Here is a 25152-nt window from a genome sequence, read left to right on the forward strand (position 1 = left end):
CCCGTTTACCCCGCCCGCCGGGTCGATTGTTCCGTTTGCGACAGACCCGCTCCGCCCGCCCCGCCGAAAATCAATCGCTTAGCTGTGGCACGTCGCTTGCTCTCCGATTGCCATCGAGTTTGCCTGCGAAATCCACCCCGTTCCGGAGTGAGTGCCATGCCAAGACCCGCCAAACACGTATTCGTCTGCGTACAGTCCCGTCCGCCGGGCCACCCCCGCGGCTCCTGCGGCGCCAAGGGCTGCCAGGCCGTGCTCGACGAACTGTTGTCCCAGTCGCAGAGCCGGGAGCTGGCAGCCCAGGGGATTCAGGTGACCGGTACCGGCTGCCTCGACCCCTGCGATTCCGGCCCCAACCTGCTGATCTATCCCGAGGGCGTCATGTACGGCGGGTTGAAGAAGGAAGACGTGGCCGAGATCATCGACAGCCACCTGCTCGGCGGCAAGCCGGTCGAACGGCTGCTGGTACCCTCGGAGATCTGGTGATGCTCAGCGAGCTCGATCGGCGGCTGGAAGCGCTGCGTCCCCTCGGCATCGAGGTGCTGCGGGAGCTGGAACGCGCCGCCGGCCGCCTGGGGTCGCTGGGTTTCTTCGCCCCGGCCTGGGAGGCCGGCACGCCCACCCTGCGCCGCGACCCGGCCGACGGCTCGATGGCGCTGGTGATGGAGTGGCGTAACGCCGAGGGCTACCGCTGCGGCGAGCTGGTGGTCAACGCCGACGGCAGCCTGTATGCCGAGTGCGACGTGCTGCGCCCGCACCCCACCGACTCGCGCTGGTTCGTCGAGGCGATCACAGCCTGGGGCCGCGCCGGCGCGATCAACACCGAGCCCCGCCTGTTGCAGGCGGTCTAGGCGCATCTAGCCCGCAGCCGACCATCGCCGCCGGCCGTTCCCAGGCAACGGCGCGGCGCGATGCTGCCCGTCCGCTGGCCGTGGCGCGGCCGATATCGTCAGGAATTCCGAGACACCCATGCAAATGTTCACTCAGCAGGAGATCGACGAACTCTCCGCCCTGCACTTCATCAACCAGATCGATGCGCACCTGCGCGTCGTCTCCAAGATTCGGATCGTTGCGGATACCGGCGACCGCCCGCCGCGGGTGATCCTGCTGCTGGAGCTGCTCTATGACAGGAGCCGCGTCGACCAGCTCAGCTTCGACCTGCACAACCACAGCTACGCAGACATCATCGAAGTGGCGCGCAACGTCGGCGACAACGAATACCTCATGTGCGAGATCGACAACCTGCTTTCCGGCCACGGCGAATGACGCCGCCTGTGTCTGATACGAGGTACTTTGCGGGCTTAATAGCAAGCTTGATCGGTTCAAACCCTGAGTCGATTAGAGCAGGATTGATTGGCCAACAAGGACACGTCTAGTATGAAATGGCAGGGCTGTTTCACACGCCTTCAGCGACAACGTTTTTAATAGTTTCAGTGCGGGCGTGCGAACAAATAGGCTCGGGCGCGTCGCCGAGGTCAATCAAAGGCAAGGAAGCTAATTCTCGCCCAAAACAGCATGTTGAATTTAATATATGAGCCAATGAAAATCACAATCAACCGATAATTGACTAGAGGCCAGAGGCTAATCCAGATATCCCGACAGTCCGCTTCCGACCCCGAGCTGCCAGTTGCTTGTACGTGACACGCTGGTGGTTCCAGAGCCAACAGCGGCCGGCCGTTCAACGCTTGAGTTATGTGTCGCGGAATACTTGCTCCCGGTGAAAATGCATGTATTCCTGATGCTCGGCCTGCAGCTTGACCTTCATGTCTGGAGATACGCCCAATGTCCCTGGCTCTTGGAGTAATGGCGATATGAGCACCTTCCCAGCAGCATCAAAAGAGATAAGGCCCGAATCAAATGCCTTGTCCAACGTTGGGAGCAAGAGCAAACCATTAAATCGATCAAGGCGTTCAGCATTAGATGATGCCCGCCACGGCTTGATGTGCGAGGCCACTAGCATTGAAGTGTCTTTGTAGCCAGTAACTGCGCACCCACCCCACAAAGCGATCAGTTTCTGCCTGAAATTGCCTTGCCCGATTCTCGTTTTGAGCAAGGAAGCTTTTTCCGTATTGGAAGCATATCCATCTTCCATGATCGCTTCCACATCTGACTCAATGTCAGAATCGAACCCTTCTTGCAGGTACTCGGCGTACTTGTTCAGTGCGCTGTTGTACATGTTATGGCCCCGTTCATTTCGCTCCTGGTAGATCGGAAGCTTTCGGAGGCCGATAACAATTGATTGGAATCGGCTGTGGCTGAGAAGCGATGTAAGCGGTCCATCCATGAGGCCACCATTAACGGCCCACTCGGACATAACACCGCTAACTGCACCCTCGTACTTCCTGACTGAGGATTCAGATAAGCCCCGGTGCCTCATCCATTCTTCGAACGTCACTTCACCATCCTGCCTAGTGATATATAACGCCGCGGCGAAGCCGTCGGCGAAAGTGACTCGTTAGCCTATCGGCTCGTTCTACAGACATCTCTACCCATCCCTTCCGTCCCAAGACAAAACGGTAGGACAATTTTTATGCGAACTCGACCTTGGCTGCAAACGCATTGAATGTCGCCTGCTGAAGATTTGCGAACGACGCGAATATTCCAATAAAGTTGGGAATGGTTTTCTTTACGCCCTCTGTCGTAACTCGACCTTTGGTAAAAGCGCCTTCCAGCTGACCGCATAGCGGTAGCATTATATCCAAGATAGGATCCCATTCTTCAGTCATCTTAAATGGCGACCTATTAATCCTAAATCGAACATCGAATTTATTCGGAATCGGCCTCCCAATTATGGTTTCTAAACACTGAGCAACGGTATATATAAGCAGGAACTGAGAGCCCTTTTTATTCAAGAATTCCAAAGTGTTTTTTTCTACCGTTGTCAAAGAGGAGGGATCTGCCTTCTGCTTCCCTATCAATCGGAGCCTCCGGTTACTTATTGCTTCCAATATGGAAAAGCAGAAGACAATATGTCGCGCACTTGTTCTGTCTGTGAATACGCGGCCGTAGTTATTATCATCTATCCAAATTTCCGACTTTTTATCATATGCCACTACTGGATCACCGTGAAAGGCAGCTAGAGACTGCCCGACAGTATAGGACGGGAGGGTGTACTTACTCCTCCGGATGGCGTCACTTGCCCCCCCACGACGCCCCCCTTCATATTCGGCATCAGGGACCCCGGAAAATTCCTGCCGCAATCGCTCCTGCACTGCATCATTGCTTCGGAAATCTGCCGCCTCAAGCTTATTCTGAGAGTTATTATACTTAACGATTTTTTCAATTAGATCATCGCTATCAGCCTTGACGAAGCGAACACCTACGAGAAGGTTTTCATCAACAGTGCCTTCAGTACTAGCGATTGATCCGGTGGTCTGCGCTCCGTTGACAATGGAGATGCCTGTAATCTTCAGGCGCCTGCCCTTATTTGTTTTCTTCGCATAGACATAGTCCAAAACTAACGAAGTAATCCCATTATTGTAGACTAGAAAGTTTTCGGGCTCATCGACCGTAGTTTTCTTAATTCCGTAGTTTATATTCTTATCGCTCGATCGGGAACCTAGATAACCTCGCAGGTTAGCGGAGAACAGATCGGTCTCGTATCTACTGTATAAATCCGCCAGCCACTTACCTGGTACAAACGTGCTAATCGATGCCCAGTTAGCCTCTTTGTGCTCAACTACGTCCGGAACTTGAACCTCGAAAGTGTCTGTTACGATTATCGCGCGCTCTGCTTTGGTATACAAAGTTTCAATTGCATCTGCCCCCATTTCCTTTGCAAAGACATTTACTTGCGATCCTCCGCTGTAGGAAGAAAGAGCACTGCGAACTGTCTGTTCTACAGTTTCTAGCTCCTTACGAACATTTTCAGAATGTGGCAGATTGTGGACGTACCAACAGTGAATTTGCTTGATATCTCCTGCCCGTATTGCATCCCGCAGTTCCTGGGCGCGACCGGCAAGTAACGGGTCGAGCGTCTGTATTTCTGCGCTGAGTAGCCAGCTTACGGCAGTGTTCAAGTCCGCAGCCTTGTTCGCCTTGGCGGCAACCTTTTTCGTCTGTGCCACATAGCATTGTGCAACGACGGCGACACCCATTTCTTTATCAATGTGCAGAACGTCGCACTTGCGATCATTGCCTCCACCAGTAATCGCCTCTGCGGCGATTGTTTTGATGTCATCTAAGTTGAAGCGCAATTGAATTGCAAATACACCGATGGCGTCATCGTCGAGACCGAAATTCGCTTTTGTCGTCTCGTAAGCGGCTTGCCATTTTTGACCTGGTGTTAAGTACATTCGTTATTTCCTGTATACGTTCAACAAAACAAATGCCGATGCGAGTGGATTCGACAGTAAATGTAGGTTCATAGGAGATTCTGGTTTTGGACGGTGACCCACTACCGCCAAGTATTCTCACGAGAAAGCATCTAGCTGATGGAGGACTAACCGACCATAGCTTCGTGAACGGTACTTTGTCCTCAACTGGCCCTCTCAACATAAGACCGAAGAGCCTAACGTAGAGCCAACAGGCGCGGCGCGGCTTTGTCGCGCAGCGTCCAGCGACTGAGGGGAGCGAGGTTGAGCCCCATGTTAGAACTTAACCGTGAGTGTTCCACGGCAGCTTAGCTTTGTGCTTGGCAATATTTGTTTCCTCGACGAACATGTGAGTTCTAACAGTAAATATAGAGACCGACGGGTCCGGACATCCTTTAATATAGAGACCCGCGAAAAAAGAGATTAACCATCGGATCCTTCATCACCTTACCATCCCTCTGTCTCTATATGCATGCATGAAAACGGGGACATGACGTTGACGCCAATCAACCATAAGGTTAACGACTGGTTCCAGCCGCAACTCTGCCGTCCAACGGCTTGATAGGGAAGGAGCATGAGCGGCCGGATGTGGCCGTTTTCTGCCATCCCACTGAGAAAACATCCAATAAACAACCCACGGTTCAGAATCGAAATAATAAGGCATCAATCAACCTGCATTTCTCTATTACCAAGAGAAGTCACTTATTCTCCTGCCACCCACGCTTTCGCCATCTCCAAAGCATCATTCCCAAACAACCTCACCTCCCCGGGAATCGTGAACCCGAAATATTTCACCCCGGCATGTATCCACGGCACATCGGTGACGACGGCGACCTTTTCCCAGGCGGCGCGGTGGGCGAGGCCGACCTTGGCGTCGTCCCACATCGCGCCGGCGGTGAAGCCGGTCCATTCGGGGCCGATGTGGTACAGGAGGCGGATCTTGTCGTGTGCCTTGAGCGCCGCTTCGACGGCGGGTATGACGACGGTTTCGTAGTCCTCGGCGGTGACCTGGCCAGAGGCGGTCAGGCCCAGGACGCCGGGCGGGAGGTCGGGTATGAGTTCGATCATGGCGGTTTTCTCCCCTGCGTGGGCCCTCGTTTCGGGGCATTGTCGATGCGTGCGGCGTCTTGCCTTACCGCTCATAAGTAAGGCTGCTGGATGGCGCGAAAGTTCCTGCATAAATTCTGTGGCCAATAGTGCGGAACGGCAGAGCTGGCGCCGAAATTGCAGCTCGAATCTGTGGAATACTGGCCGGCAGTCGCGCCGATGTGGCCGGGCGGCCCGCGGCGCTGGCGCTGAGCGGGTCCGCCGGGCAGACTGAGCGCAACGACAGGCGCCCGGATGACGCGAAATAGGCCATCCGTGCACCACGAACCTACGACTGGAAAACCTCACACGCCCATGGATGCTGCGGCATGAATCAACGCGCTCTCGACCGGCTCGACACCTATTACGAACAGGTCACCCGCATCATCCTGTCGCGTCAGCACCCCATCACCGGCCTGTTGCCGGCCAGCACCGCGGTCACCGCGCACGGCGACTACACCGACGCCTGGGTGCGCGACAACGTGTACAGCATCCTCGCCGCCTGGGGCGTGGGGCTGGCGTATCGCCGGCTGGACGAGAGCGGCGGGCGCACGGTGCTGCTGGAGCAGAGCGTGGTCAAGCTGATGCGCGGGCTGCTGACCGCGATGATGCGCCAGGCGCCCAAGGTGGAGCGCTTCAAGCAGACCCTGGACCCGCTCGACGCGCTGCACGCGAAGTACGACACGGAAACGGGCGATGCGGTCGTCGGCGACGACGAGTGGGGGCATCTGCAGCTGGATGCGACCTCGCTGTTCCTGCTGATGCTGGCGCAGATGACCGCCTCGGGCCTGCGCATCGTGTTCACCATCGACGAGGTGAACTTCGTGCAGAATCTGGTGCACTACATCGGGCGCGCCTACCGCACGCCGGACTACGGCATCTGGGAACGCGGCAACAAGATCAATCACGGCATCGCCGAGGTGAACAGCAGCTCGGTGGGCATGGCCAAGGCGGCGCTGGAGGCGATGAACGGCTTCAACCTGTTCGGCCCGGGCGGCGGGCAGGCCTCGGTGGTGCACGTGGTGCCGGACGAGATCGCCCGCGCGCGCATCACCCTGGAATCCATGCTGCCCAAGGAATCGCTTTCCAAGGAGGTCGACGCCGCCACCCTGAGCGTGATCGGCTATCCCGCCTTCGCGGTCGAGGACCGGGTCCTGGTCGAGGACACGGTGGCCGACGTGGTCGGCAAGCTGCAGGGCGAATACGGCTGCGCGCGCTTCCTGCGCGACGGCCATCAGACCGTGATCGAGGACCCCACCCGCCTGCACTACGAACCCGAGGAGATGCTGCAGTTCGAGCACATCGAGTGCGAGTGGCCGCTGTTCTTCACCTATCTGCTGCTCTACCACCTCAACCGCGGCGACGAGGGCATGGCGCGCAGCTACCGCGAACGCCTCGAAACGCTGCTCATCGACCGCGACGGCGAGCGGCTGCTGCCCGAGCTGTACCGCGTGCCGGTCGGGCTGATCGAGGCGGAGAAGGCCGACCCGCACAGCCAGCGGCGGATGCCGAACGAGAACGTGCCGCTGGTCTGGGCGCAGAGCCTGTACATCCTCGGCGCGCTGATCCAGGACGGCCTGCTCGACGTATCCGACATCGACCCGCTCGGCCGGCGCCTGCGCATCGGGCGCCAGCGCGGCCGCCGCGTGCAATTCGCGCTGCTGGCCGAGTCGCCGGCCGTCAAGGCGCGCCTGGAGGAGCAGGGCATCCGCAGCGAGACGCTGGACGAGGTGGCGCCGGTGCAGGTGCACGACGCCGAGAGCCTGGCCGAAGCCTACTGTCAGCTCGGGCGCAATCCGCGTCTGGGGCTGAGCGGTCGCCCGCTGCGCCACCTGCGCGGGCTCGCGACCAGCCTGGTGTACACCTTCGAGGGGCGGCGCATGGTGTTCCAGCCGCAGTTCATGAACCGGCACGATTTCTATCTCGCGCTGGACAACGTGCTGCTGGTCGAGCGCCTGAAGATGGAGCTGGCCTACGTCAGCCGGCAATGGGACGCGCCCGGCCGCCCGCTGGTGGTGATGGTGGTGAAGGAGCGCATGCTGGGCGAGAAGGGCAGCCGCGCCCTGCTGCAGTTCATGGAGGCCTGCCGCGAGGGCAAGGTCGACGACACGCCGGTGCAGCTCGGGCGGCTGGCCGGGTTCCTGCCCACCACGGGTCGCGAGCGCATCGACATGCTGCACGGCTACCGCTTCCCCGACGAACCGGACGAGATCGGCGACCGCCCCTGTTTCGCGCTGCTGCCCGCCCCGGGCAGCGTACCCGCAACGACCGCCGACTATCCGACCACGAGCCAGAAACCGACCGACGAGGCCCTGGTACAGACCGCCACCCATACCGGCGACCTGCTGATCCAGTTCGCCGCGCTGCTGGAACTCGAAGCGCGCCACGGCCTGGACTTCGACACCGGCCTGCAGGACATGCGCGGCCGCCCGGCGCGGGTCGGCGATCTGCTCGAAGAGGTCTACCTGCGCGCCTGCGAGGCGCGGCACTGGCGGCTGATCCGCCTGAGCGCGAACGCCTTGGGCAAGCACGACATCGACCTGGAAGGCGCCGCCACCGACCTCGTGGTGCGCCAGAAGGCCTTCAGCGTGTCGCGTTCCTACAACCGCCACTCGACCTTCCGCCGCCCGGTCGGCGCCGACGAGATCCTGCGCACCATTCGCGAGTTCAACGCCGACGATCCGCGCGCGCAGATCCTCACCCAGGAGCTGATCCTGAATCTCGGCCTGATGGTGCGCTCGCATCCCGAGCTGCTGGAGAACATGAGCCTGATCCGCGCCGGCCAGCTGCTGCAGCTGATCGCGGTGCGCCAGCGCAGCGCCGGACAGCCGGCGATCAGCGACACCCTCGACGTGCTCATGGACATGGAGCCGCACGAATTCGCCGGCGCCCTGCGCGACGTGCTGCAGCACTACCATGCCGCGCAGGACGCGATGCAGCAGCTCGAACGCATGCACGTGTCGGTCGATTCCAGCGGCATGACGCGGGTGCGCTTCGACGCCGGCATCGACCCGGACAACAGCGACGCCGGCGACTGGCACCAGTGGCGCGCCATCCAGGGCAGCCTCGGGCTCTATCCCGAGGACTACTTCGAGGGCGTGTGGGACATCGTCAACCAGAGCCGCGGGCTGGTGATCGGCGACCAGTGGAACCCCAAGCGTCGCCTCGACCACAAGCTGTGCGCCGACATGACGCGCGGCGAAAGGCAGTTCCAGGACCGGGTCGAACACATCCTCAACAAGACGCCCGCCCCGGACGCGCGCCAGCTCTACACCGAGGCGCTGCGCGTGCTGATGCTGGTGATGTGGAAGAACCCCGGCCTGCGCATCGACGACACCCTGTACCTGGACGTCATCATCGGCCACGCCGTGCGCCTGGCCTGGGAGCAGGCCCACCCGGACCAGCAATCGCTCTACGACGAACAGCGCGCCACCGCCTGGAAGGACTTCTACCTCAGCCCGCCGTCCGCGGTCGCCAACCACGTCATGGACGCCCTCGCCTTCCTGCTCAACGGCAGCGCCCGCCAGTCCGCGTAAAGGCGGCGGTCAGCCGCCCCACAGCCGTCCCAGGTCGGGCGCGGTTGCAGCGCTTGCCGATGCGCTATCCGTGCCGGTCCACATCCTCGGCAAGCCATGCCTTGATCAGCGATTGATAGGGAATGTCGCGCTTGTTGGCCTCGATCTTGATGCGTTCCAGCAAGGCGGCGGGCAGGCGTAGCGAGATCGTCTTCGTCGAAGGCTTCAGATTCGGCAGCCGCACGGACTCGGCCACCCCCCAATCCACATATTCGCTGGCGTCATGCGACTCCCAGAAGGCCCGTTCCTCGGCCTCTGTCTTGAAGTCAGGTGCAGTTTTGCGCCGCTTGCTCATAGTGCCTCCTTTCCGTGCGGTGCATGTCGCGAGCGGAGATCACGCGGATCAGGCTTCCCGAAGCACGCATTGTCAGCCTATACAAAAAATACAAAGCACCTACGCCGCAGTCATGCGCCCTGCGGACGGTCGCCAAATTGTCTGTCTAGCGAGCCACGTAAGCGTCTACCACAATCTCCCGCGCAGCCCCGATGCGCGCCTTACCCGACGGGCGACGGCGGTGGCGAGGATCGACGGCTCGGCCCACAGCTCCACGCGGCGGCGCGCGCGGGTGATGCCGGTGTAGAGCAGCTCGCGGGTCAGCACGCGTGCGTCCTGGCGCGGCAGGATCAGCAGCACCTCGTCGAACTCCGAACCCTGGCTCTTGTGCACGGTCATGGCGTAGACGGTTTCGTGCGCCGGCATGCGCCCCGGGTGCACGGTCTTGAGCCCGCCGTCGGCGCCCTCGAAATACACGCGCAGATGATCGCTCTCGTTCGGCCAGGCGATGCCGACGTCGCCGTTGAAGAGGTCGAGGGCATAGTCGTTGCCCTGCACCATCACCGGCCGCCCGCGATACCACGGCTTGCGCGTGTCGACGCCGAAGCGGCGGCGCACGTGGCGCTCGACCAGCGCGTTGATCTCCGCCACGCCGAACGGCCCCTCGCGCAGCGCGCAGAGGATGCGCAGCCGGCCGAGCGCGGCCAGCGCCTCGGCGGGGCCGGCGGCCTCGAACAGCTCGGCCAGCGCGCCGTCCAGCCGCTCGCCCAGGCGCGGCTCCAGCGGCGCGGGCGGCGCCTGGGCGAGGTCCGTCCAGCCGGCGTCGAATTCGGCCAGCGCCGCGTCCGCGTCGCCGGCGTTCACCGCCCGCGCCAGCGCGGCGATGCCGCCCGCCTGCGCGAAGCGGTAGCTGTGCGCGAGCAGGGCCACGCTGTCGGCCAGCGGCGAGGGGGAAGCCGACGCGGCAGCGGGCGCCTCGCCCGCAGTCTCGGCCAGCGCCGCGCACAGCGCCGGCGAATAGCCCGCCGCGCCCTCGCCGCAGATGTCCGCGAGCACCGCGCCGGCCTCGACCGAGGCGAGCTGGTCGCGGTCGCCGAGCAGAATCAGCCGCGCCTGCGACGGCAGCGCGGCCAGCGCCCGCGCGAGCAGCGGCAGGTCCACCATCGAGGCCTCGTCGATCACCAGCAGGTCGACGTGCAATGGATTATTCGCGTCGCGCCGCGGCCGGCTGCGCCCCGGCACGATGCCGAGCAGGCGGTGCAGCGTGTGCGTGCGCTCGGGGATGGCCGCGCGCACGGCGTCGTCCAGCGGCAGCTCGCGCTTGGCGGCCTGGATCGACTCGGCCAGCCGCGCCGCGGCCTTGCCGGTGGGCGCGGCGAGCGCCACGCGCAGCGCGGGCGCCTGCTCCAGCAGCAGCGCGAGGATGGCGGTCACGGTGCGCGTCTTGCCGGTGCCGGGTCCGCCCGAGATCACCGCCAGCCGGCGCAGCACGGCGAGCGCGGCGGCGCGGCGCTGGTCCGCGGCCGCGTCGTCCTCGCCGAGCAGCCGGCTCAGGCCTGTGGCGAGCCGCGCGCGGTCCACGCCCTCGGCCCAGCCCTCGGCGCGCGCGCGCAGGGCGGCGGCGAGCGCGGTCTCGAAGGCCCAGTAGCGCGCGAGGTAGAGCGCGTCGCCGTCGAGCACCAGCGGCACGCGCGCGTCCGCCCCTACCGCCGGGCTTGCCGCGAGCATCGCGCGCCACTCGGCGAGCGGCGGCAGGCGCAGCGCGGGCAGCGCCTCGAAGGGCGCCAGCCCCGCCCAGTCGGCAAGGTGCAGGCACACGTCGCCCTCGCCGGTCTGGCGGCTGGCCAGCGCGGCGGCGAACAGCACGCCGTCCGGCGCATCGCACGCGAGCTCGCCGATCAGCCGCGCGAAGTGATCGTCCAGCGCGCGGATCAGGCCGAGCGCGGCGGCGCGTTGCAGGGTCTCGCGCGCGCTCATGCGGCGCGCTCCCCGCCCGCGAACAGGGCGTCCAGCGCATCGATCAGCGCGGGCTCGGGGCGGTCGCGGTACACGCCGAGGCGCGGGCCGTCGGCCGGGCGCATGCCGCGCAGGAACAGGTAGAACACGCCGCCGAAGTCGCGCGCGTAGTCGTAGCCCGGCAGGCGGGCGCGCAGGTGCCGGTGCAGGGCCACGCAGTAGATCAGGTACTGCAGGTCGTAGCGGTGTTCGCGCATGGCCTCGGCGAGGCGCGGCGGGGCGTAGTCCTCGGCGCGGTCGCCGAGGTGGTTGGACTTGTAGTCGACGAGGTAGTAGCGCCCGTCGCGGCGGAACACGAGGTCGATGAAGCCCTTCATCATGCCGCGCAGCGGGTTGAAGGCGAGGCGCTCGCCGTCCAGCGCGAGTGCGCCGTCGCGGGCGAGCAGATCATTGAGCGCACCCGGGCCGAGCGGCGCGAGCGGGTAGTAGAAGGCCAGCTCGTCGCGGCGGTCGGCGCGCGTGACCTCGCGCAGGCACAGGCCGCTCTCGTCCAGCGGGGTGTCGAGCACGCGCCCGATCAGCGCCTCGACGGCGGGCTGCCACTCGGCCTCGAAGCCGTGCAGCGCGAGGCCGGCGCGCACCGCCTGGGCCAGCGTCTCGCCGCGCGCCTCGGGAAAGTCGAGCTTCTCCAGCAGGGCGTGCAGGAACAGGCCCGCCTGCGCGCCGCGCGGGAAGGCGAAGGCGTCGCGCTGCGGACGCGCGGGCGCGGCGGTGTCTCCAGCGGCCACGGCGTCGTAGTCCGGCAGCTCGGCGCGCTCGCCGTGGCCGGCGGCCAGGCCCGAATAGCTGGTCACGCGCCAGCCGGCGTCGATACGCCCGGCAAAGTGCCGCGCCTGCTGCACCGCCGGCAGCGGCGGCGCGGGCGCGCGGATCGCCCCGCTCGGCAGGTCGAGCAGCGCCAGCCGCCCGGCGCCGCCGTCGAGCGCGAGCAGTTCGTCCCGCAGCGCGGCATCGTTACGCCCGGCGATGCCCGACGCGCCGTGCAGCAGCCAGCCGAGCGCGGAGGCCTCCGCCCCGGCCACGCGGCCCCAGCTGAGGTAGACGCGGCGCTGCGCGCGGGTGAGCGCGACGTAGAGCAGGCGCAGGTCCTCGGCCAGGCGCTCCCGCTCGGCCAGCTTTGCGTGATCCTCGCGCGCCTCCGAACCCAGATCGGCGCAGGCCGCTAAGTCGCTTTCGGCATGGAACAGGATGGGCTTCTCGTCCGTCTTGAACGGCTTGGCCGCCCAGGGAAACGGCAGGAACACCAGCGGATATTCCAGGCCCTTGGAGGCGTGCACGGTGACCACCTGCACCAGCGACTCGTCGCTCTCCAGGCGCAGCTGCTGCTGTTCGTCGTCGCCGTCGGGGTCGGCGATGCGTTCGTCCAGCCAGCGCAGCAGCGCCTCGAAACCGCGCCGCCGGCCGGATTCCTCGGCCAGCAGCTCGGCGAGCTGCAGCAGGTTGGTCATGCGCCGCTCGCCGTCCGGCTCGGCGAGCAGGCGGTGAGCGATGGCGCAGTCGGTCATGAGCTGCGCGAACATGGGCATGAAGCCGTGCTCGCGCCAGCGCTGCTGGGCGCCGTGGAAGCGGTCGAGCCAGATCTCCCAGGCCGCCTCGTCGCGATTGAGCGCGTCCAGCGCCGCGGCGTCGGCGCCGAGCAGGTCGGTGGCGAGCGCGGCGCGCAGGGCGCGCGTGTCGCCCGGCTCGGCCGCGGCGCGCAGCAGGTGGCGCAGGTCGACGGCCTCGGGCGTGGCGAAGATGCTCTCGCGCGCCAGGAACACGCTGGCGACGCCGACCGCCGCGAGCGCACCGCGTATCTCGTCTGCCTCGTAGCGGTTGCGCACCAGCACCGCGAGATCGCCCGCGGCGAGCGGCGCGTCGCCGATTGCGGCCTGCCCCGTCGCGGCCAGCCCGAGCAGGCGCGCGATCTCGTGCGCGCAGGCCGCAGCGGCCTGCGCCTTGGCCGCGCCGCTGCCGAGCGGCTTGTCGCCGCCGTTGGGCAACCACCAGCAGGCAAGCGGCGGCGGCTGCACGCCCTCGACGACCAGCGGACCGGCGTCGGCCAGCGGCGAGGGCGCCGCCGGATGGAACTCGATGCCCTCGAACAGGAAGGGCTTTTCGCGCCGCGCGAACACGCGGTTGACCGCATCCACCAGCGCGGACGACGAGCGCCAGTTGGTGCCGAGGGTATAGGTCGCCTCGGCGGCCGACCCGCGGGCCGCGAGATAGGCGAAGATGTCGGCGCCGCGGAAGCCGTAGATGGCCTGCTTGGGGTCGCCGATCATGAACAGCGCCACCGATCTGCTGCGGGACGCCCATGCTGCGTTGGAAACCGCCTCGGAATGCTCATTGGCTGCAGCCAACTCCGCTTCCTCGCCGCTTTCCGCCTTGCCTGACCGTCCCTCGCGACGATCGGGCTCTGCAATACCGTCGAACAGCCCGAGCTGCGCCGCGCCGCCGCTTGGTGCGGATGCCGAGGATGCCGGTGGCGGTTCGTCCGCAGCGGCGTAAACGGCGCTGAAGATGCGGTACTGCACCGGGTCGGTGTCCTGGAACTCGTCGATCATCGCCACCGGGTAGCGCGCACGGATGCGCGCGGCCAGCGCGGCGCCGCTCTCGCTCGCGAGCACCGCGTCGAGGCGGGTGAGCAGGTCGTCGTAGGACAGCAGGCTGCGGGCGCGCTTGTGTTCGTCCACCGCGCCGCGCGCGTAGTCCACCGCCTCGGCGAGCAGCGCCGCGCGGCGCGCGCGCGTCAGCCGCGGCGCCAGCTCCGCCAGCTCGCCGCAGCGCTCGAACAGCGTGCCGGTCGGCGTCTCCTGACCCTTCCTGGTGGCAGCGGCGAGCTTGTCGGGGGTGAACAGATCGATGCGCTCCGGCAACCGGCCGGGCACGGGCGCCGCGTCCTCGATCCATGCCGCGAACGCATCCAGCGCCGTTTCGACGGTCTTCGGCTTGTAGCTGTTACGGTTGAGCGCGGGACTCGCGCGCAGGGTTTCGGCCACCGCCTCACCCGACGCGCCCCAGGCCGCGCGCGCGGCCGCGTACAGCGTCTGCCAGCGTTCGGCAAGGCGCGCCGCCTCTCCGACCGCATCGGCCGGCAGCAGGCGCGCGGCGTCGCGGCCGAGCAGGCCGGCGATCTGCGTGTACAGCGTCTCCGGCGTGCCCCACTCGCCCGCGGCCCAGGCGACGTCCGCGTCCGGCGCGTCATAGAAACGACGGCGCCAGAAGTCCTCCACCGCGGCGCGGCGCAGGGCGTGCTCGTCGCCCAGCAGCTCGGCCTCGAAGGGCGCACCGCTCTCGAAGGCGTGATCGGTGAGCATGCGCTGGGCGAAACCGTGAATGGTGAACACCGCCGCCTCGTCCATGTCGGCGAGCGCGAGTTCAAGCCGGTTCCCGATCTCCTCGGGCATGCCCGCCGCCTGACGCAGCAGCGTGCCGAGATCGCCATCATCCTCCAACGCGCCACGCACCAGCCGGTCGCGCGCCTCGCGCAGCCGCCGGCGGATGCGGTCGCGCAGCTCCTCGGTGGCGGCCTTGGTGAAGGTGACGACCAGAATCTGCGGCACCTCCAGCTCTTCCTCCAGCACCAGACGCAGGTAGAGGTTGGCGATGGTGTAGGTCTTGCCGGTGCCGGCACTGGCCTCGATCAGGCGTACGCCGTCGAGGGGGAATGTCGGCATGTGGAGTTCGTTCATGCCGGGTTCCGTCCCGGTTGTCGATTGGACGTCAACGGACAGCGGTTGAAAGCACGGTTCCGGATATTCCTTTTCGGTAACGTGTGGAGACTTGTTTCGTGCGCGGATGGGCTTCGATGGTTTCGATCAAGCGCGGCAACGCGCCCGAGCCTCTTTCTTTGCTTGTCCAAAGAAAGAGGCGAAAGAAAGGACACCCGAAGGCCTTGGCCCTGCGGGCAAACCTCGAATGCGCACTCCGTCACGAGGCACCGCAGCCACGCGCCATCCAGGCACGAGGCTGCTCGGGCGGCGTCCTGCCGCCCGACCCCGCGCCAGAGCGCACGTTCGAGGCAAGGCCTAACGGGACTGGGAAAACAAGACAGCACATCGCCTACTCGGCCGGGTCGACGTCTTTTGCCGTTGACGTTCAACCCCCTTTGAGCGCTTGCCCCGCGGACGCGTGACTGGGCTGGAATGGCCGGCAGGAAAGCCGGCCAAGCGGCCCCGCGCCCGGATGGCGCGTGGCCGCGGGTCCTGTCCAGACGCGTGTGCGCGGGGTTGCCCGTAGGGACAAGCGATCCTGGGGCGCGTTTCTTTCGCCCATTTCTTTGCGCGAACAAAGAAATGGGCTCGGACGCGTCGCCAATGCCTGGCAATGGTGATATCGCTTGATCGCGTCCGAAACCCTCCCGCAGACGCGGCGATCCACTCAAGAGACCCCCAAGCCTCACGCAGGCATGACACGTCCTCTTCACGCACCATCCCCTTCAATCTCGGCATCGATCATCGGCCCATACACCGCCAACGCCAACTCCGCAAAACGCGCGTCCAGCGCCTCGCGCCCACGGAACGCGAGCGCGTTGTAGGCGTCGTCGCGCTCGCCGCCGCTGCCGCTCCAGGCGTTGCCCTCCCACACCTTGCGCGCGGTCTCGAACGCCGCGCCCTCGTCCTCGCCCTTGCGCAGCACGCGCTCGGCATAGGCCAGGCTGGTTTCGGGGAAGAACGGCAGCGGCGCGCGCCAGGCCTCGCGGTAGAGCGCGACCAGCTCGCGCAGCCGCCCGGCGGCGTCGGGCAGCGGGCCGAAACGCAGCGCGTCCTTCTCGGCGAGGAACACGCTGCCGCAGGCGACGCCCTCCGGGGCCAGCGCATTGAGCGCAAGGTGCTGCAGCCACAACCGCAGGCGTTCGCGCGCGCGCAGCCGGCCGACCCGGTACGCCAGCAGGCCGTCCGCGCCGACGCCGTGCAGCCAGCCGCGCAAGCGGCAGCCGCCGAGGTCGAGGTCGACCTCCAGCGACGCGCGCGGGGCGTTCGCGCCGTGGTCGCGCAGCGTCTCGGCGAAGTCGGGAATCCCGGCCACGGCGTCGTCGAAGGCCAGCCGGCCGAAGCCGGCGCTGGGCAGGCTGCCGTCGGCCAGCGCGAGGGATTCGAGCACCGCGGCATCGCCATCTTCCAGCGCGAGGGCCAGCGCGCGGTCCTTGAGCTGCCAGGCGGTCAGGCCGTCGAGAGCGAAGGCCTCGGCGTCCTCGGCGCGCGCGTCGGAGGCGTGCAGGAACACGCCGAGACGGCGTTCGAGCAGATACCGCGCCGGGTGAAGCAGGCAGTCGGCGAGCTCGCCAAGATCGAGCGCCTCCTCCTCGCCTTCGGCCTCGGGCAGCGGCGCGTCGAGGAAGGCGCCGACGCCGGGGTGTGCGGGGTCGCGCAGCCACTCGGCGGCGTAGCTGGCCGGCCTTGCGTCGGCGGCGAAGTAGCGCGGGCTGAAGGGCTGCAGCGGGTGTTCGGTGACGATCCGCGCCAGCACGTCACGGCCGCCATCCGGGGCGCGGAAGCCGCGTTCGATGGTCTCCAGCAGCTCGCCGAGCAGCACCGAGGGCACGCGCCTGGCGTTGCTGCGCACGTCGCGGCCGACGTAGCTCGCGTAGAACACGTCGCGCGCCGAGAGCAGCGCCTCCAGGAACAGATAGCGGTCGTCCTCGCGGCGCGAGCGGTCGCCGCGGCGCGGCGACTCGGCCATCAGGTCGAAGCTGAGCGGGCGCTGGGCGCGCGGGTATTCGCCGTCGTTCAGCCCGAGCAGGCAGACCACGCGGAACGGGATGCTGCGCATCGGCACCATGTTGCAGAAGCTCACGCGGCCGTCGAGGAAGGCCTGGCCAGGGCTAGCGTCCTCCAGCCGGCCGCGCAGGTGGTCGCGCACCACGGCCAGTTCGACGGCCTCGGCGAAACCGCCCGCGGCCGCGTGGCGGCGCAATGCGTCCAGCGCCTCGCGCACCTGCTGCAGCAGGCGCGCGCCGTCCTCGTCGGGCAGGAAGAAGGCGTCCAGCAGCGCGGACAGGGTCTCCGCCCAGCCGTCGACGGTGCGCGGGCGGGCAAGGCGCTCGCGCCAGTCGGCGAGCCGCTCGACGAAGTCGGCGAGCTGGCCGAGGTCGCGCGCCTCGCCGCCCTCGACGTCGACATAGGGCGCGATGCCGGCGACCGGCGCCGCGGCGTCCGCCGGCATCGCGTAGCCGAGCAGCAGGCGGCGCAGGCCGAAGGCCCAGCTCGCGGCTTCCTCGGCCGGCAGGCCGAGCGCGGCGCGCATGGCGCCGTCCAGCCCCCAACGCACGTTGGCCTCGCGCACCCAGCGGCGCACGCGGTCGAGCCCGGCCTCGTCCAGCCCCAGCCGGCGCATCATCGCGGCGTCCTCGAGCAGCGCCAGCACCTCGCTGACCGCGAAGCGGCTCTGCGGCAGGCCGAGCAGGGCCAGCAGCGTGCCGGCGAGCGGGGATTCGGCGGCGGCGCGGCGGTCGGCGATGGACCAGGGGATACGCCGCTCGGACGGCACGGCGCCGAACACGGCCTCGACGTAGGGTGCGTAGGCGTCGATGTCCGGCGCCATCACCACCACGTCGCGCGGGGTCAGCCCGGGCAGGGTCTCGAACAGCCCCAGCAGGCGGTCGTGCAGCACCTGCACCTCGCGCATGGGGCTGTGCGCGCTGTGCACCTGCAGCGAGACGTCGTCCGGCGCGAGCGGCACCGGGGGCTGCTCGTCCGCGCCCTCGCCGCGCGTCTGCAGCAGCAGCATGTCGAGCTGCAGCAGGCCGAGCAGGTCGAGCCGCTCCGGCGGCGCGTAGTGCTCGCGGTGCTCGTCGTCGCCGGCGTGCAGCAGGTCGATGAAGTCGCGCCCCTGCTTGCCCAGCGAGGCGAGCAGCGGGTTGCCGACCTCGCGATGTTCGGCCTCGCCCGGACGGGCGTGGCGCGCGCGGCCGGCGGCGAGCCGGGCGCGGGTGCGCTCGTCGACGATGTCGCCCCAGTAGGCCACCGAGGGGTCGAGCACGAACAGGTGCACGTCGATGACTTCCGCCAGCGCGCGCAGCACCTCGACGTAGGCCGGGGGGATGGCGGTCAGCCCGAACAGCGACACGCGCGCCGGCAGGTCGCCGCGGCGCAGCGTTCCGGCATGCCCGACGAACTCGGCGTGCAGCCGGGCGCGATGGCGCGGCCGTTCGCCGGCGCACAGGGTGCGCCAAAGGCGCGCCTGCCAGTGATTCTCGGCGCCGTCCTCCCAGGCGAGCACGCGCTCGGCACGGAATACGAGGTACTGGTCGAACAAGTCGGCGATGCGCCGCGCGAGCTGATAGCGGCGCAGCGGCTCGTCCGCGCCGGGCTTGAGGTAGTGGCGCAGCGGCGCGAAGGCGGGATCTGCAAGCTGCGCGGGAAGCAGCGCCATCAGGCGCCACAGCAGGATCTCGCGGTCCAGCGGCGACTGTTCGGGCAGATCGTCGAACTCGGCGGCGTAGACGCGCCAGACGAAGGAGGCGAGCAGGGGAAAATCGAGATGGGCGGCGACGCCCGTGCACTCGGCCAGCCCCAGCGCCAGCCAGCGCGCCATGCCCGGGTTCTGCACCACCACGGTCTCGGCGGCGAAGGGATCGGCCGGCGCCGCGGCGCAGACCTCGGCCAGCGCGTCGAGCAGGCATTCGGCACGATTGCTGTGGTGGATTTGGAACATGGGACCGGGTCTTCCGTAGTATGGGGCCGTATGGGCGACTATCGCCATCCACCGCCTCGACCGCCGACTACACTAGGAACGCGTCGTCACGTCAATCCACATAAGGGCACACACCATGAACCAGCTGCTCGATCCCGGCAAGTTCGACTGGAATCACCTGCTTGAAGCCTACGCGATCCCGTGGGGGATCAAGATCGTGTTCGCACTCGCGGTACTCGTCATCGGCCTGTGGCTGGCCGGCCTGATCACCAAGCTGATCGGCAAGGCGCTGGTCAAGGCGCGCATGGACCCCATGCTGGTGCGCTTCCTCGAATCCATCATCAAGGCACTGCTGCAGATGGTGGTGGTCATCGCCGCGCTCGGCCAGCTCGGGGTGCAGACGACCTCGCTGATCGCCATTTTAGGCGCCGCCGGCCTGGCCATCGGTCTGGCCCTGCAGAACTCGCTGTCCAACTTCGCCGCCGGCGTGCTGCTCTTGGTGTTCAAGCCGTTCAAGTCGGGCGACTTCGTCGAGGCCGGGGGGGTGCTCGGCGTGGTCGAACACGTGCGCGTGTTCAACTCCGTGCTGCGCACGCCGGACAACCGCGAGATCACGGTGCCCAACGGCAAGATCTACAACGACGTGATCACCAACTATTCGGCGCGCGACACCCGCCGCATCGACCTCGTGGTGGGCATCAGCTACGACGCCGACATCCGCAAGGCCAAGGAAATCGTCGAGGCGATCCTGGCCGAGGACACGCGCATTCTCAAGGACCCGGCGGCCACCTGCGGCGTGATGGATCTGGCCGACAGCAGCGTGAACCTCTACATCCGCCCCTGGGTTGCGTCCGCCGACTACTGGAACGCCCGCTGCGATCTGCTGGAGACGATCAAGCTGCGCTTCGACGCCAACGGCATCGGCATCCCCTACCCGCAGATGGACGTGCACCTGCAGCACGGCAAGTCCGAGGCTGCCTGAGCGCACGATTACCGGCGCCCGCAGGGGCAGGCGCCAGGTTTTCTTGCGACCATCTGATAGGCGATTCATTAACGATTCATTACGGGGCGGCGACGGCCGGAACCCTGCCGCCTGCGATCCGGTCTGCTGATGGTACGCAACCGTCCGGACTGCCCATGCCCGCCCCACGCTCCCCGTTCCTGCTGCTCGCCGCACTGCTGGCGTCCGCCCTGCCCGCTGCTGCCATCGCCGGCTACGCGGTCGACGTCGTTCCCGCGCGCATGGGCGCCTGGCAGGCGCAGGTGGACACTCTCGGCGAGGCGCGCAGCCTGGCCTATGCGACCCTGCGCGCGCCGCTCGCCGGGCAGCTGCGCGGGCCCTATGCCGCCCAGGGGGCGCAGGTCGCGCGCGGCCGCCTGCTCGCCCGCGTGGTGCCGCCCGGCCTGCGCGCGCGCATCGCCGCCGCGCAGCACCGGCTCGATCTCGACCGCAAGCTGCTGCAACACGTCAGAACGCTGTACCACGGCCGGCTCGCCACCGTCGCCGAGGTACAGCAGGCACAGACCCAGGCCGCCACCGCACAGGACCAGCTCGACGCGCTGCGCGCCGAGCGCCGCGCCACGCGGCTGACCGCACCGGCCGCCGGCACGGTGAATTACCTGCTGCCGCCCGGCACGCGGGTGACCTCGGGTACGGCGGTCGCCCGCTTAGCCGGGGCCGGCGGCGTGTGGGTACGCAGCTACGTGACCCCGACGACGGCGCGCGCGCTGCACCCCGGAGCGCCGGCCAGGCTTGCCGGCGACGGTTGGCAGGGCGCGGCGCGCATCGCTTCGGTCGGCGACGACGCCCGCCATGACGGTCTGGTCGAGGTCGTGCTGCGCCCGGCGCACGGCGGGCTGATGCCCGGCGAATGGCTGCACGTGCGTCTGCCCGGCGTGGGCGGTCACGCCTGGCAGCTGCCGACACAGGCCTTGGTGATGCGCGGCGCGCGCGCGCTGGTGTATACGGTCGCCCACGGCCGCGCGCATGCGGTGCCAGTGAAGCTGGCGCACCTCGGGCAGCATGCCGTCTGGGTCGAAGGCCCGTTGCACGCCGGCGAGCCGGTGGTGACGCGGGGCGCGGGTACGATTGCCGACGGCACCCCCGTCGACGTGCGCGCGCCCGGCGCATGAGGCGCTATCTAGACTTCCTCTGGACCAACCGGGCCACGCTGACGCTGCTGGCGCTGCTGCTGCTCGTCGCCGGCTGGCTGGCCCTGGGCGCGCTGCCGCGCAGCGTGTTCCCCGACGTCGACTTTCCGCGCGTGACCGTGCTGGTGAGCGACGCCAACCTGCCCGTGCGCTACATGCTGCTGCAGGTCACCGAGCCGCTGGAGCAGGCCGCCAAGGGCGTCGCCGGGGTGCGTCTGGTGAAGTCGCAGTCGGGCGTCGGGCTGTCCAAGCTGCACGTGTATTTCGGCGACCACGTCGCCCCGGAAACCGCCTACCTCACCCTGCAGGCGCGGCTGGCGCAGATCCCGCTGCCGCCGGGCGCGCGCATGACCGTGCGCCTGATGACGCCGCACATCCAGCCCTTCGCGCAGTACGCGCTGGTCTCCGACCGCGTCGACAGCTCGGCGATGATGCCGTTCTACGCCTTCGACGTGCGCCCGGCGCTGCTGTCGGTGCGCGGGGTGTACCAGGTCAACGGCACCGGACGCGGCTGGCCGGTGGTCACGCTGTCGCTGTCGCCGCGCCGGCTGGCCGAGCACCACCTCTCCGCCGGGCAGGTGGTCGCCGCGTTGCGGCAGGCGCAGGGCCCCTTCTTCGCCGGCCTGCTCGACCGCTTCCACCAGCAGTTCGTGCTCGTCTCCGAACCGCGCCCGAAGGACCCCGCCGCGCTCGGCCGGCTGATGCTGCCGCTCGGCCCGCGCGGGCCCGACGGCGCGCGCGCCGCGCTGCCGCTGGACGCGCTCGGCCACGTCAGCACCGGCCCGCCGCCGCTGATCATCGGCGCCGCGGTGTCGGGCTACCGCCATGCCCTCCTGATCGACGTCTCGGCGCAGGCCGGCGCCAACGTGGTCCAGGTCGCCGGGCAGGTGCACGCGCAGGTGCAGTCGCTGCGCGCTGAGCTGCCGCCCGGGGTGCACCTGATCCGCATCTACGATTTCAGCTCGCTGGTGCGCCACAGCCTGGGCGACGTGTGGATCGCCCTGCTGCTCGGCACCGCGATCGCCTGGGCGGTGGTGCTGCTGTTCCTGCGCCGCCTGGACAGCGCGCTCGCCACCCTGCTGGTGGTGCCGCTCGCCATGGCCGGCACCTTCCTGGTGCTGCACGTGCTCGGCTTCGGCATCAACATCATGACCCTGGGCGGGCTCACGGCGGCCATCGGCGCGCTGGTCGACCACGCCATCGTGGTGATGGAGCGCGGGCTGCGCGGCCTGCCCGCCGGGGCGGCACCCGCGCTGCGTCGGCGCACGGCGCTGGCCGCCTGCGGCGAGATCCTGCCGCTGATGACGCTGGCGACCCTGACCTCGTCGGTGGTGTTCCTGCCGCTGATCTTTCTCTCCGGCACCCTCGGCCTGCTGTTCCGGCACATGGCCCTGGCCATCGTGATCGCGCTGCTGGTCTCCCAGGTCGTCGCCCTCGCACTGACGCCGGTACTCGCGGCGTGGCTGGCCCACCGCCCGGCGCGCCCGCCCAAACCCTGGCGCTGGGCGCGCCGGCTGCGTCTGGGCTACGACCGCGCGCTGCGCGCGGGCACGCGCCGCCCCTGGCTGGCGCTGCCGGTCGCCGCGCTGCTGATCGCGGCCGGCCTGCTCGCGGGGCTCGGCCTGCCCACGGCCTTTCTGCCGCGCTGGGACGAGGGCGCCATCGCCGTGCCCTTCCGCACGCCGGTCGGCACGCCCACCGACGAGACCCTCGCCGCCGGGCGCCGGCTGGCCGCGGTGGCCGCGCACGACGCGGCGGTGGCGCGGGTGTCCGTGGTGGTCGGGCGCAGCCTGGAGAATTCGCGCGCGACCTCGAACAAGGGCGATCTGGTGATCATCCTGCGGCGCGACCGCCGCGCGACCACCGAGGCGATGATGCAGACCCTGCGCCGGCAGTTCCACGCCGCGCAGCCGGACCTGATCGAGCTCAAGCTGCACCAGATCATGAGCAACCGCCTGGAGAACCTGTCCGGCTCGCACTCGCCCCTGTCGATCCTGCTGTTCGGCAAGGACCCGGCCGAGCTGCACCGCTACGGCAAGCGGCTGCAGGCCGAGGTGCGCGCGAGCGGGCGCTTCGAGAACACCGTGTTCAAGTCGCCCTCGGCGGGGCCGGAGATCGTGCTGCGCCCGCGCGACCGCGCGCGCCTGCTCGGGGTGGACGGGCGCGAGATCGCCGCCCAGGTGCGCGCCGACGAGTGGGGCCGCCGCGCCGGGTTCCTGCTGCGCGGGGAGCAGATCCTGCCGCTGCGCGTGCGCGTGGACAGCCCCGGCGAATCGCCGCAGACCCTCGCCCGCCTGCCGCTGCGCCTGCCGGACGGCACGCAGACCCCGCTAGGCCAGCTCGCGCACGTGCGCCTGCACGGCTCGGTGCCCTACGTGACGCACGACAACCTGGTGCCCTACGCCTACCTGTGGATGGCGCCCAAGCCCGGCGAGGGGCTGGCCGCCGCGGCCGGCGTGCTGCATCACATCATCGCCGGCGCGCACCTTCCGCCCGGCATCGTCGCCGTGGTCGGCGGCTACTACCGTCAGCAGGCGCAGGGCTTCCGCCAGATGAGTCTGATCCTCGGCGGCGCGCTGCTCGTGCTGCTGATCCTGTTCGGCTTCCAGTTCTCCGGCCAGCGGCCGGCGGTGGCCGCGCTGGCCGCCATCGCACTGGCCGCGCCCGGCGCCTTCCTCGCGCTGCGCCTGACCGGCACGGCGCTCGACAGTACCGCCTTCCTCGGCCTGCTGCTGGTGTCTTCCATCGCGGTGAACAACGTTATCCTGATCTTCTCGCTGGCGCGCAGCCGCGCCGGACGCCTGCCGGACGCGGCGGCGGTGGCGCGTTCGGCGCGCCTGCGCCTGCGCCCGATCCTGATGACCATGCTGGCGGACGTGCTCGGCTTCCTGCCCATCGCCATCGGCGTCGGCCGCGGCACCGACCTGCTCAAGCCGCTCGCGATCGCGGTCATGGGCGGGCTCAGCCTCGCGGTGTTCGCCTCGCTGTGGCTCGCGCCGGTGTTCTACGCCGGCCTGCTGCGCCTGCGCCCGGCCAGGACCGACTGAGCGGAACGGGGCGGCAATCACGCGGTCTACCGTGACACGACGCCATAAAGCGCGTCGATAACGATACCGGGCGCATGCCGCCCGACACCACCAGCAAGGAGGTCATCATGGCCGACGTCATGCCCACCCCCGCCCGCGCTGCCGCGCGCTGGGATCTCCACGACCATGCCGTGCAGCGCCGCGCCTTTCGCGCGCTGCGAGTCGTCTTCGGGCTGATCTGGGTGTTCAACGTGGTCTACCAGCTGCATCCGGCCTACATCGAACGCCTGTTCCTCAAGTCCATCGCCGCCCACCACGGCCAGTCGGCGTGGTACGTGGACTACACCCACTGGGCGATGGGACTGATCGCCGCCATCGGCGCACCCGGCGTGGCGCTGTTCACCGTGGCCGTCGGCGCGCTGCTCGCGGTGTCCCTGCTGAGCGGCCTCTGGCTGCGCCAGGTGGCCTGGATCGGCGTCGTGTTCACCTTCGTCATGTGGACGCTCAACGGCCATCTCGGCGGCCCCTACACCGCGGGCGCCACCGATCCCGGTACGCTGGTCGTCTATTCGCTGACCTTCATCGCCCTGCTGCTCGCCGAACCGGCGGCCGGCGCCGCGGACGACGAGACCGCCCGCGCGCGGCGCTACCGCATCCTGCGCCTGCTGTTCGGCGCGCTGTGGGCCTTCGACGCGGCCTGGAAATGGACGCCCTTCTTCATCGACCACTCGCTGAGCTACCTGGTGCAGTCGCAGGCCGGACAGCCGGCCTGGATCGTGGCCTACATCCAGATTTTCGTGGACGCGATCAAGCTGGTCGGCCAGCAGGCCTTCGGCATCTTCGCCGCGGTGGCCGAGACCGTTATCGCCGTCGGCCTGATCGCCAATCGCGGCATGCGCTTCGTGCTGCCCTTCGGCTTTCTCTACTCGATCGGGGTGTGGACCACCGCCGAAGGCTGGGGCGGACCCTACGGCGCCGTGACCGGCGTCGGCGGCGACGTGCTCGGCACGACGATCATCTACGCGCTGATCTTCGCCTACCTGATGGTGATGTATCCGCCGACGCGGCGGTCCGCAGCGTGAGGGCGATGCGCGGGC

General features: G+C 67.8%; 15 protein-coding genes. 8 read left to right on the forward strand and 7 right to left on the reverse strand.

Annotated elements, in window-relative coordinates; genetic code table 11:
- The first annotated feature begins 156 nt into the window (after positions 1 to 156).
- From THPRO_RS07570 to THPRO_RS07580, 3 genes are all read left to right on the forward strand, one after another.
- On the forward strand, positions 157 to 483 hold the full coding sequence (locus tag THPRO_RS07570) for a (2Fe-2S) ferredoxin domain-containing protein (protein ID WP_065089450.1): 327 nt from the start codon (positions 157 to 159) through the stop codon (positions 481 to 483).
- Positions 480 to 848 carry a hypothetical protein gene (locus THPRO_RS07575; protein WP_145930740.1) on the forward strand — a complete coding sequence of 123 codons (369 nt, stop codon included), beginning with the start codon at positions 480 to 482 and terminating at the stop codon, positions 846 to 848. The genes THPRO_RS07570 and THPRO_RS07575 overlap by 4 nt, the downstream gene beginning before the upstream one ends.
- 118 nt (positions 849 to 966) lie before the next feature.
- On the forward strand, positions 967 to 1263 hold the full coding sequence (locus tag THPRO_RS07580) for a hypothetical protein (RefSeq protein ID WP_065089451.1): 297 nt from the start codon (positions 967 to 969) through the stop codon (positions 1261 to 1263).
- Positions 1264 to 1687: 424 nt separating this feature from the next.
- Here the strand turns inward: THPRO_RS07580 and THPRO_RS07585 are convergent, their stop codons facing one another.
- The 3 genes from THPRO_RS07585 to THPRO_RS07595 form a co-directional block, all read right to left on the reverse strand.
- A complete protein-coding gene (locus tag THPRO_RS07585) occupies positions 1688 to 2173 on the reverse strand; it encodes an HNH endonuclease (protein ID WP_201786963.1) in 486 nt (161 codons plus the stop codon).
- Positions 2174 to 2525: 352 nt separating this feature from the next.
- Positions 2526 to 4292, reverse strand: a complete 1767-nt coding sequence (locus THPRO_RS07590) for an AIPR family protein (RefSeq protein WP_082954516.1) — start codon at positions 4290 to 4292, stop codon at positions 2526 to 2528.
- A 720-nt stretch (positions 4293 to 5012) separates the two neighbouring features.
- Entirely contained in the window at positions 5013 to 5378 is a 366-nt protein-coding gene (locus tag THPRO_RS07595) for a SpoIIAA family protein (RefSeq protein ID WP_038089121.1), read from the reverse strand.
- 347 nt (positions 5379 to 5725) lie between these two features.
- On the opposite strand from THPRO_RS07595, the gene THPRO_RS07600 reads away from it, so the two are divergent.
- The gene (locus THPRO_RS07600; protein ID WP_065089452.1) at positions 5726 to 8932 is read left to right on the forward strand and encodes a glycoside hydrolase family 15 protein; all 3207 of its coding nucleotides are present in this window, start codon (positions 5726 to 5728) and stop codon (positions 8930 to 8932) included.
- 64 nt (positions 8933 to 8996) lie between these two features.
- Here the strand turns inward: THPRO_RS07600 and THPRO_RS07605 are convergent, their stop codons facing one another.
- From THPRO_RS07605 to recC, 4 genes are all read right to left on the reverse strand, one after another.
- On the reverse strand, positions 8997 to 9266 hold the full coding sequence (locus THPRO_RS07605; RefSeq protein WP_038089124.1) for a BrnA antitoxin family protein: 270 nt from the start codon (positions 9264 to 9266) through the stop codon (positions 8997 to 8999).
- A gap of 165 nt (positions 9267 to 9431) precedes the next feature.
- Positions 9432 to 11222 carry an exodeoxyribonuclease V subunit alpha gene (gene recD / locus THPRO_RS07610; RefSeq protein ID WP_038089129.1) on the reverse strand — a complete coding sequence of 597 codons (1791 nt, stop codon included), beginning with the start codon at positions 11220 to 11222 and terminating at the stop codon, positions 9432 to 9434.
- Complete coding sequence (locus tag THPRO_RS07615; RefSeq protein ID WP_065089453.1) at positions 11219 to 14935, reverse strand: UvrD-helicase domain-containing protein; 3717 nt, start codon at positions 14933 to 14935, stop codon at positions 11219 to 11221. Before THPRO_RS07615 ends, recD begins: the two co-directional genes overlap by 4 nt.
- 730 nt (positions 14936 to 15665) lie before the next feature.
- The gene (gene recC, locus THPRO_RS07620) at positions 15666 to 18899 is read right to left on the reverse strand and encodes an exodeoxyribonuclease V subunit gamma (protein WP_065089454.1); all 3234 of its coding nucleotides are present in this window, start codon (positions 18897 to 18899) and stop codon (positions 15666 to 15668) included.
- A 115-nt stretch (positions 18900 to 19014) separates the two neighbouring features.
- Here recC and THPRO_RS07625 point away from each other — a divergent pair, with 115 nt between their 5' ends.
- The 4 genes from THPRO_RS07625 (at position 19015) to THPRO_RS07640 (ending at position 25137) form a co-directional block, all read left to right on the forward strand.
- The gene (locus THPRO_RS07625) at positions 19015 to 19860 is read left to right on the forward strand and encodes a mechanosensitive ion channel family protein (protein WP_065089455.1); all 846 of its coding nucleotides are present in this window, start codon (positions 19015 to 19017) and stop codon (positions 19858 to 19860) included.
- Between the two features lie 155 nt (positions 19861 to 20015).
- Positions 20016 to 21011, forward strand: a complete 996-nt coding sequence (locus tag THPRO_RS07630; protein WP_065089456.1) for an efflux RND transporter periplasmic adaptor subunit — start codon at positions 20016 to 20018, stop codon at positions 21009 to 21011.
- Positions 21008 to 24076, forward strand: a complete 3069-nt coding sequence (locus THPRO_RS07635) for an efflux RND transporter permease subunit (RefSeq protein ID WP_038089132.1) — start codon at positions 21008 to 21010, stop codon at positions 24074 to 24076. The genes THPRO_RS07630 and THPRO_RS07635 overlap by 4 nt, the downstream gene beginning before the upstream one ends.
- Before the next feature lie 74 nt (positions 24077 to 24150).
- The gene (locus THPRO_RS07640) at positions 24151 to 25137 is read left to right on the forward strand and encodes a hypothetical protein (protein WP_052064265.1); all 987 of its coding nucleotides are present in this window, start codon (positions 24151 to 24153) and stop codon (positions 25135 to 25137) included.
- Positions 25138 to 25152: the final 15 nt, after the last annotated feature.

The organism is Acidihalobacter prosperus, from assembly GCF_000754095.2.
GTDB lineage: Bacteria > Pseudomonadota > Gammaproteobacteria > DSM-5130 > Acidihalobacteraceae > Acidihalobacter > Acidihalobacter prosperus.